General features: G+C 39.9%; 12 protein-coding genes and 1 pseudogene. 3 read left to right on the plus strand and 10 right to left on the minus strand.

The genetic code is table 11. From position 1 onward, the window contains the following. Window positions 1-34: 34 nt before the first annotated feature. The 4 genes from GZ1_RS19065 to GZ1_RS16655 are packed head-to-tail and all read right to left on the minus strand — an operon-like array spanning window position 35 to window position 2,410. On the minus strand, window positions 35-211 hold the full coding sequence (locus GZ1_RS19065) for a hypothetical protein (protein WP_157074391.1): 177 nt from the start codon (window positions 209-211) through the stop codon (window positions 35-37). A 12-nt stretch (window positions 212-223) separates the two neighbouring features. Next, window positions 224-901 (minus strand): hypothetical protein, encoded by a 678-nt coding sequence (locus GZ1_RS16645; RefSeq protein WP_060788920.1) that lies wholly within the window; start codon window positions 899-901, stop codon window positions 224-226. Then, the gene (locus GZ1_RS16650; protein ID WP_255211317.1) at window positions 882-2,075 is read right to left on the minus strand and encodes an FtsK/SpoIIIE domain-containing protein; all 1,194 of its coding nucleotides are present in this window, start codon (window positions 2,073-2,075) and stop codon (window positions 882-884) included. The genes GZ1_RS16645 and GZ1_RS16650 overlap by 20 nt, the downstream gene beginning before the upstream one ends. A 2-nt stretch (window positions 2,076-2,077) precedes the next feature. Then, window positions 2,078-2,410, minus strand: coding sequence for a hypothetical protein (locus GZ1_RS16655; RefSeq protein WP_060788922.1), 333 nt, complete (start codon window positions 2,408-2,410; stop codon window positions 2,078-2,080). Between the two features lie 381 nt (window positions 2,411-2,791). On the opposite strand from GZ1_RS16655, the gene GZ1_RS16660 reads away from it, so the two are divergent. Genes GZ1_RS16660 through GZ1_RS16670 form a run of 3 tightly spaced genes read left to right on the plus strand, consistent with a single transcriptional unit; the run spans window position 2,792 to window position 4,084 of the window. Continuing rightward, window positions 2,792-3,022: a helix-turn-helix transcriptional regulator gene (locus tag GZ1_RS16660; protein ID WP_060788923.1), complete on the plus strand. Its 231-nt coding sequence runs from the start codon at window positions 2,792-2,794 to the stop codon at window positions 3,020-3,022. 56 nt (window positions 3,023-3,078) lie between these two features. Next, window positions 3,079-3,855, plus strand: coding sequence for a GAF domain-containing protein (locus tag GZ1_RS16665; protein ID WP_060788924.1), 777 nt, complete (start codon window positions 3,079-3,081; stop codon window positions 3,853-3,855). A gap of 25 nt (window positions 3,856-3,880) precedes the next feature. Then, on the plus strand, window positions 3,881-4,084 hold the full coding sequence (locus tag GZ1_RS16670; protein ID WP_060788925.1) for a hypothetical protein: 204 nt from the start codon (window positions 3,881-3,883) through the stop codon (window positions 4,082-4,084). Between the two features lie 56 nt (window positions 4,085-4,140). On the opposite strand, the gene GZ1_RS19830 is transcribed toward GZ1_RS16670, so the two are convergent. From GZ1_RS19830 to GZ1_RS16695, 6 genes and pseudogenes are all read right to left on the minus strand, one after another. Further along, a complete protein-coding gene (locus GZ1_RS19830; RefSeq protein WP_306304595.1) occupies window positions 4,141-4,329 on the minus strand; it encodes an SPOR domain-containing protein in 189 nt (62 codons plus the stop codon). After that, a pseudogene (locus GZ1_RS16675) lies at window positions 4,324-4,851 on the minus strand (N-acetylmuramoyl-L-alanine amidase family protein); the annotation flags it as partial. The pseudogene GZ1_RS16675 and the gene GZ1_RS19830, both read right to left, overlap by 6 nt. Next, window positions 4,851-5,261, minus strand: a complete 411-nt coding sequence (locus tag GZ1_RS16680; RefSeq protein ID WP_060788926.1) for a phage holin family protein — start codon at window positions 5,259-5,261, stop codon at window positions 4,851-4,853. The pseudogene GZ1_RS16675 and the gene GZ1_RS16680, both read right to left, overlap by 1 nt. 227 nt (window positions 5,262-5,488) lie before the next feature. Continuing rightward, window positions 5,489-6,238, minus strand: coding sequence for a GDSL-type esterase/lipase family protein (locus tag GZ1_RS16685; protein WP_060788927.1), 750 nt, complete (start codon window positions 6,236-6,238; stop codon window positions 5,489-5,491). A gap of 88 nt (window positions 6,239-6,326) precedes the next feature. Further along, window positions 6,327-8,429 (minus strand): SGNH/GDSL hydrolase family protein, encoded by a 2,103-nt coding sequence (locus tag GZ1_RS16690; RefSeq protein ID WP_060788928.1) that lies wholly within the window; start codon window positions 8,427-8,429, stop codon window positions 6,327-6,329. A 12-nt stretch (window positions 8,430-8,441) separates the two neighbouring features. Then, on the minus strand, window positions 8,442-8,837 hold a 396-nt coding region (locus GZ1_RS16695; RefSeq protein WP_157074392.1), incomplete at its 5' end, for a DUF2313 domain-containing protein.

Here is an 8,837-nt window from a genome sequence, read left to right on the forward strand (position 1 = left end):
GATACAACTATACACGCTATACACATCGACCATGCTATCTATAATCCATCATATGCTCCAAGGCCTCTTCAAAAAACTCGCACGCTGCGACGATTCCCTCAGCAAAGGCCTGTTCCACAACGTCTTCTGTTTCCATTTTAGCATATTCATTTCTCTGATCGGCTATAAAAGCATGTAGAACAAGCAGTTTTACTATTAATTTATCCATCACAGTTTCCCCTCCTCATTGATCCCGGAGTTTCAATCGCGCGCCGGCTACTTTTATGTCAGAGTAGGACGTCTGCGACTGTTGCGGATGTTTCAATGAACGTAGAAAACTTGTGAACGACGGAGCCTGGAACACTCGGAAAGGATATTGCCGATTTAGGGCATATCTTGTATCTGAGACGATGAAGATGTATGGAAAAATCACCTTTCCGGCTGGTTGCCATGATTCCTCAGCGATAAGACCACTTTCATACAACGCTAAATAACGATTCAACTTTTCTTCAATCACCTTTTCACTGTAAACAGTTCGTTGACACTCAAGGAAAAATGGTGTCCGTTGATAGATAAAAAATGCGTCGGGTTCTGCCAGCCCCTTCCGATATTTCGGCTCGACGCTAAACTGTTCGACCGATCCGATTGAAATAATTTCCCTGTACACCTTGACAATCTCGAGGTAGTGCGGGATTTTTTGCGAATTCTTTTTGATGTTGCTGTCAGCGCAAAAATATACGTACGGAACAAATGCCGTGGATCGCTGTATATGCCCGTCGCGAACCAGCCGCAATAGGACATTATTGGCGCTTTCTTGTGGCCGTTTCAATCCTCGAAAATGGATATCGGCGATGTCGTCTCGGCTCATCACGCGAAATCGCCTTAAATCGGCGATAATGGCTTTATCTCGCTTTGTCAGCATCGTCCAACACCCCTAAAATTTTGTCCCGCTCTAACTCCTCTTCACTGCCCTGCATTTTATTTTCAAGCACCTGCGTAACAATGAACGAATGATTTTTCCAACCATCAGATTTGTATTTTTTGAGTATCTTTTCGGCTATGTCTTCCGTAACGTGTGGAGCCTGTAATTCAATCAAGTCGTCTAAGCGCAGCAAGAACCTACCTGGAGTATCAAGGCTGATCTTTTCGCTGCCAGGCGTTTCGCCGATCATTGCATTGCGTAAATCAACTGTACGAAAGCCCATGCGGACAGATAAGACTGCTCTAACATCCGTGTTTAGAATCGTATGTGAAGGGCGTTGCATTGATAAGATAACGAAAATTCCGCAAGCACGACCCAGTGATGCAATTTGCAGTAAGTTCGTCATTATTTCATCGTCTTTAATCATCACAAATTCATCAACACACACAACGATAAAAGGCGGACGTTCACTTTTCGGTACTTTGCTAATATGTCGGACACGATATTTCTTTAACAGTTCCCCACGCTTTTTGAGTTCTTTCTTTTTGAGATATTCAAGTGCTGGACCAAGTTCATTCGCTTGAAAGCAAAGACTTTTAACATGATCAACTCCTTCGTATATCCCGAACTCCGACATTTTCAAATCCCCTAAATACAGATGAAGCTCGTCGGCAGTATAGTATTGGATCAGCGTCACAAGAATATTGTGAAGCATAGAACTCTTGCCAGAACCGGGCTGCCCAAACAGCAAACAATTGGGATTATTAACAGCATCGTAAACGAGCCATTTACCATGCCTATCCTTTCCACAAACAATCGGTAGTAAAAGCCCTTTTATTAGCGGATATATTTCCGAATAACGATATTTCACTTTTTTCGGCAACCCGTTTTTGTGAACCGTCAATACAAACTTTTTTAAATCGCCTTTGACTTCTGTATTTCGACCAAAGACTTGCTGGAACACGTATTCCTTTTTCTTTACTTCCTTCGGGTCCATTCCATTGATAAGAGTGAACACATATTCCGTCTGATCATCTCCGATCCTAACGCTATGGACCTTTGGAAATACTTTCATTTCCTTATCACCGCTTTTATACGCCACATACAATCCAGCCGCCTGGAACGCTTTCCGTAGTTGGGATTTTGCGCGTTGTTTCTGTAGCCACTTCCTCACGTTTATAGACCTCCCAAACCGAAAAATAACCATAACACCGCCCCATAAACAACTACCGGGAATACGATACGACCAAAACCTGCGACTTTTTCAGCCACATCAGCCATTCCCATCATGACTAATCCCTGCTCTATAAACGCTGCGAACGTAATCGCACCGACTCCTGTCATGAGCAAGGCAAAGTCAGCATCCTGAACAGGAAATAGATGATGCGGAGTAATGACCGGGAACAATGCCGAGACAACTTCATCTGCCTTTGTCTGTTTTCCAGCCATCTGTTTCCCAGCCATGAATTCTCGAAACGGGATGATTTCTGTCTGACGTTTGAAAAACACTGCCTCTCACCTCCTGTGTTTGTGGTTTTCTCCCCCCCATCGCGCTCCCCCTTCTTTCCGCCTCGTCGCTTCACTCCTTAACACGCGCTGGCTTCCTTGTCGCATAAATCTTTCTGCCTGTACAAGTGCGCTAGAGAAAAAGTGTAGGAAAAGTGTTCGGAACGAACGTGCAACACTTTCAGAATCATGTTGAGAGAGTGGTGCTAGGACGTCTAATACAGTGTAGGGGCAGTTTTGCTACTGTGGGGCTTTCGTGTTATTAGCCTATGTGGCCCTGATTGTCCTTTTATCTTGTCCATCGAAAAAAATTTTGATAAAGCTTATCCTTTGCGGGAGGATCGGAACGACTTCATGGCGAAATGAAAAACCGGAGGGGATTCGATGAGCCAGACAGGGTATAAATGCAGATTAAAGGTGATTTTGGCTGAAGAAGGAATTAGACACGGAGAATTTGCTAAGAGGATCAATATTAGCCCTGGAACGCTAAGTGCTATTGTGAATGATAAGCAACTCCCGTCGTTCGATGTGGCTTATGCGATCTGCACAGAACTAAAGAGGCCGGTTGAGGAAATATGGGTAAAAAAGGATGCTACTCTAAGTGAAAGTGAATAGGCCCCTAAAAAGACAATATCCATCAGCCCTCTAAAAGTTGAAATGGAGAGGTGGATATGACAGATATATTAAAAATCATAGTAGAAAAACAGCCTGATTGGTTTTTTAATGTGTCCTCTCTTATATTACTTGCAATACTGATCATAATTGGTGGGTGGGCTTTTATAGGCGCCAAGCGATTAGCCGATTCTGTAAATAAAGAGAACACATTAATCTCATTACAAAAACAAGTTAGTGATCAAAAGGATATGATTAATACATATGAAAATACTGCTTCTCAGCTTGCCACAGTAGTACAAAATGCCAGACTTTTTATCAACTCACTAAATGAGCTTAGAAATACAACTAATCCCCAAGCTGAAGAGGCAAATTTTCTAATCCAAAGAATTATAGAAGCCCTCGCTAGTGATGTAAAATCAAATGGTGGAGAGCGCCATCGTTGTGGTTTATGGTTTGAAGATGTGAAAAGCGGAGTACTATATTTAGCGCATGCAAGCGCAGGATTTCCACACAGTTATATTGGAAACAGGACTCTTGGTATACATGAATCAATCGCCGGGCGGGCATATCGTAAAAAGCGAACTATAAAAATTGATAATGTCGAGTCTGATTCTGATTGGAGTCCTTCCGAAACCCCGTCTTCATATAAATCCTTGATCTGTGTTCCTGTGAACTCTTGGGGAGTATTAACAATAGATGCTAAGGAACCAATGGATGACAACGCTGTTTTGATTGGGGAATTGTATTCCTCCATCATAGAGGGAATATTAGATGAAGTTTCACGGATAACTGCATCACAAAAAATAGAGGAAAAACAGCCGTATCTGTCGTAATTATATAAATGAAAGGGGGAGAACTATGCAAAATTACAGTTTGATTTTTTTACAAAGGATTGCCGCGCGTAAAGCTCTGGAACAGAAACAATTGAGTCGAGAAAAATACGAGGATATTATGAAGACACTGGATAATCTTGAGGAAAAGATTAGATATGAGAAAAAACTCCAAGAGTACAATATTAATAAAACAAAAGAAATGCTTTACAAAGAGTATACGTCTGTCTAATGAGGCTGTCCTAAACAGTTGGTTGCATACCAATGCAAGGACAGCCCTTTCTTTGCTCAAATAATGATTACCGGATACCCTTTTTTCTTCAGTTCCTCCGCCAGTTGCTCGGCGTTTTCGAGATTGGCAAACGCTCCGACTTGCACGCGGTAGAGTTTATCTGATTTTTTAGCAGCTGATGAGGAGGCCGGCGCAGGCTTGGTTTTTATCTTTAAATTGTATGTCTCGGCAATCCCAGCAACAATCGCTGTCGCTACTTTCTTTCGATACGAGTCAGATTTCAAAAGTGTCGCTTCTTCCTTATTTGTCATGAACCCACACTCGACCAAGATGGCGGTCATGTGCGTTTCGCGCAGCACATGGAAGTCAGCTGTTTTTACCCCTTGGTTTTTTCACCCCGTTTCCCGAATGAGACGATTCTGCACGTTCGCCGCTAGCGTCATCGCCTCTTTTGGTTTTGACGTATACACATACGTTTCGATCCCCTCTGCACTGTTCCAGCCGGAACCGGCTGCGTTGGCATGAATCGAAACATATACATCAGCTTTCCAAGCGTTCGCTTTATCCGTTCGCGTTTTTAGTGGTACATCGGTTTTTCCGGTCGGATCATCCACACGCAATGTTTCAACCCCTTCATAGTTCTGCAGTTCATCTTGTACTAGGGTTGCTACTGCGCTATTAAATTCCCATTCACGCATACTTCCGTCTGGTGTTCTTTTTCCTGGTGTGTTATATCCGTGTCCAGCATCAATTGCAATTTTAAACATTATTTCCCCTCTCCTTTTTCCGAGATTTGTTCTAAAACTTTAGCCAAAAACGACGGTGCTTTTAGCCCTAGACGGTCCAAGTTCTCAATGATAGAGATTCCTTCTGTCGCAATCAAGAACGTCAGCATCGCATCACGCAAAAATCCGTTTTGGTTGCCAGTGATGATGTCCAACTGATTCGCGACAATGACGAATGTGATCATGCCAGCTTTTTTGCCTAGCCCTTTCAGCGCTCGTCGGGAACTCACTTGTTTGTCTTTTGCGCCGGCAATAATGCCTGTGATATAGTCACAAACCATGAAAATAGCAAATGCGGCCACGAGATTATCGAGACCGCCTAACAGATAGGCTAATGTGATGGATGCGCCGCCTGTGATTGCTGTCCATAGTGTATCGGTTGATTGTTTCACATTTTATTCCCCTCTCTAAGCATAAAAAATACGCCTCCCCGGCGTTTATTGCACAGTATCGTCCTATTACGCCTTTAAGTAGTAACTATGGGTATAGGTTCACCCCTTTCACGAGAATAGAAAAAGGATAGAGGATGTAAAATAGCCCCCTATCCTTTGGATAAAAGCGTCATTTTATAGAGAAAAAGAGCAGGACAAAATCCTACTCTTTTGCACAAACATATTTTTTACTTGGAAATCTGTTCATTCAATACCTCTTTTATTTTAGAATAACCTACTCCATTTAGATGCAGTCCATCTGTAGTATATTTTTTATCTAACTCATCATTTTTTGTGACTATTGATGCAATATCTAGGTAGTTAACTGACTCCCTCTTCGCTAAATTCCTTAACTCTGCATTAACTTTTTTGACTATATCGTTGATTTTTCTGCCATTTTTTAGAAAAATTTTGCTATATTTGTTTGGATTTACATATAAAATGCTTTCAATGTAGATTTCCGTATTTGGTAAAGACCGCTTAATTTCCTTTATTATTTGCTTATAATTATTTACTATTTTACTTTTTTCTACATTCTGTTGTATGTCGTTTATTCCAATTAGAATAAAAATTTTGGACGGATTTAATTCTTTTAAGGACGATAATCGATTCAATAATCCCTCGGTAGTATCCCCAGCAATACCTCGATTAGCAATATCGTTTCTTTGAAGAAGTTCATTCCATTCACAATAATCAATTAAACTATCCCCCAAAAAGACAACGGTTTTATTCTTTTTAAAATCTTCAAGTTCAAATAACGTCACTTTATCTGTGTAGTATGGAGTTTCATAACTTTTTTTCTCGGTGGCAGCTGTAGTGGTAATCTTGCTTTTTATATAAGATATACCGCCCTTTTTGTGTACTAAAAAAGCCCCACCGGATATAAAAAGAATATTTAAAAACAAGGAAAATACAATCAATAACTTCATTTTACTCATTACCATTATCCTACCTTTTGTGTTTTTAATATATTATAAAAAATAGGATAATTTTAGTAAATAGCCAAGATTCAATTTTTTATTAAGTTTAATCTACCCTAAACGTTATACCCGATAAACTCATCCAAGATGGAGCAGTTGAAGGGTTTACGGAAATTATTACATCTCCATTTGTGCTAACTTGAGCCGCCCATGTACCTCCACTATATTGACACATAAAGATATGATTTTTCATAGGTCGTAAATTTGGCGGTAGCTGAAACAACCGTATATTCGGAACGCCTTGATAAGTTCCGCCTTTTATAATTCCTTCAATTCTTACTGTGTTACCTTCTCTCACCACCCTAGCATCTGCATAGCCTGATCCAAAATTAACCCAACCGTTTTCAAGCGTAGGAGTGTAATAAGTTACACTTGATGTTGTTGACGATGTATTCACATTATTAACGTCATTTGTTAAAGCGGAAATGATACTTCTTGCAAAACATCTAGCAAGTAAGATTTCACCAAACGTATTAGGATGTAAATTGTCGCGCAATACTGATAAGTGATTATCTACGCCTATGCGGCCAATTTCACTTAAAGTATCCGCTAAAAAGCAATTATTAATTGCTGCTAATTTCATTAACTCCGCACGATAAAGTGAACCTTTATCATAGTTAGCACTAGCGAAACCTTGCCCTGTTAAACTTTGGCTAATCCACATCGGCGGAATACCGATGACGACTTTCCTTCCGTTTGATTTCGCTAAATCAATCATAGCTTGTACGTTTGATGAAAATGTGTTTACTGATATACCTTGTTGAATATCGTTTGTGCCAATGAGAATTAACACCATATCATAAGGTGTTAAATCCGTAGATTGCATACGGGTTAATTGTTGGTCAGAACGCTCACCGCTTACTGCTTTATTGGTGATTGTAACCTTATTTATTCCTCTTTGCCCTTCTAAGAAAGTCGGTAGGTATTCTGCCCAACTTATTGAACCTTCACCAAATGTTATGCTATCACCGAAAACGACAACATTTAACGGATTTCCAACATTATTTTTTAATGCTTCACCATAAGTGATTTTTCCCCAGTAAATATTCCACACTCCGCTACCTGTGGCATTAACAAAATTTATTCCAAATCCTACTTTAGAAATCTCAAAAGGTAAGGTGACGGTATCTACTAAAACTCCGTTCACATAAAATTCTAAAACATCTAACTTAGTGACTCGAACACTCATTAGGACGTTATCTTTAATGCTGTATGCATCGGTAAATATGTTTTGGTATTTGGTGTTTACCGTTTCTGTCCATCCGGCATTTCTAATTCCTGTATATAATTTTTTATCTATATCTAAGCTGTAAAAGATAAAGTGGTCATTGTCTTTACTACACAAAACCCCTACTCTAACATCAGGATTTGTTTCAGGGTTAAGAGTTTTGAAAGCACAGTTATAAATATATCCGACTGTGGCATCTGTTTCGGTTATTAAAAATTTCCCTAAATTCGTAGGTGAAGATGTATCGTTACTTTTAAACGTGTCTTTTAAAGTTGCATCGTAATACGTCACATTACCCGCTGTCGTAGGCGAACCATCTGAAAAATAATTTTTGAAAGTAAGATTTGTACCGTCTTTAAATTTCGGTCTTTTTAAGCCAACCTCAATAGGATTTTCAGACAATGTTGCATATAGAGATTTAGGGAAATTATTCGCATACTGTACCGCTTCGTTGTTCCGGTCACGGCTTATGATTGTGACATCACTCAAAAAAATAACCTTCTTAAAACTTACACCGTTTGTTGATGGGAAACTCAATTTAACCCCTTTATCAGCAACAATCATCGTTTTATCTAAAAACGGTGTATTTTCAAAATAATAAACAGCGTTACCTACTTCGTTATTAGGAAAATAAACTAATCCATAATAATCACTTTTTCTATTCACCATTTTTGCTGCATTAAAAGCAGCATCGTTCGGTGTTACTCCGTCATAACTTCCTCCATAAAGAAGGATATTGTTAGGCATATCGACAGTTTTATCGAATAAAATTCCAATTTCATTCGATAAATTCCCCACTCTCCCGCTTTCTCCGAATTCATTATCGATTTTGCGAAAGTTCTCGACGATTTCTTCCCGCTTAACGTATTCTGTTCCAAGCCAATCATGTAATCCTAAATTCGGTGTTTTGTTGACTGCCATGTTCCCACTCTCCTACTTCAAAAATGTGGTTTCAAGTTGGTTCCATGTGTATGCTTCTAGCTGATCCCATGTAAGATTTGCCTCGTCTAACTCGTTCCAAGGCAAGTAGCTATACCTCAATTGAAAGTCGGCGTGGGATGGAAAATACTTGTCCAGTTTATCTAGGATCTCTCCAATTTTTTCCGGTTCACCGCGGACTTCGGTAATTAAAATATCCACTAGGAAATCATTGAATTGTTCGGTGATCTCGCAGCCGTATCCAATCAGCACCTTAATTCGCTCATTCCGAAACGTCTGGCTCGCGAGTATATCCATGATCCGTTTCCTGCGTTTTTCAATCGATTCGCTGCTTGAATTCGGATCCCAATAATTTAGGCCCCATGTAGCTTTGTGAATGATAAATTGCTG

The organism is Geobacillus zalihae NBRC 101842 (assembly GCF_001544135.1).
GTDB lineage: Bacteria > Bacillota > Bacilli > Bacillales > Anoxybacillaceae > Geobacillus > Geobacillus zalihae.

Excerpts from the sequence above, each read along its gene's own strand:
- GZ1_RS16645 (WP_060788920.1), bottom strand. The coding sequence starts at position 901 with ATGCTGACAAAGCGAGATAAAGCCATTATCGCCGATTTAAGGCGATTT.
- GZ1_RS16660 (WP_060788923.1), top strand. The coding sequence starts at position 2,792 with ATGAGCCAGACAGGGTATAAATGCAGATTAAAGGTGATTTTGGCTGAA.
- GZ1_RS16665 (WP_060788924.1), top strand. The coding sequence starts at position 3,079 with ATGACAGATATATTAAAAATCATAGTAGAAAAACAGCCTGATTGGTTT.
- GZ1_RS16670 (WP_060788925.1), top strand. The coding sequence starts at position 3,881 with ATGCAAAATTACAGTTTGATTTTTTTACAAAGGATTGCCGCGCGTAAA.
- GZ1_RS16685 (WP_060788927.1), bottom strand. The coding sequence starts at position 6,238 with ATGAGTAAAATGAAGTTATTGATTGTATTTTCCTTGTTTTTAAATATT.
- GZ1_RS16690 (WP_060788928.1), bottom strand. The coding sequence starts at position 8,429 with ATGGCAGTCAACAAAACACCGAATTTAGGATTACATGATTGGCTTGGA.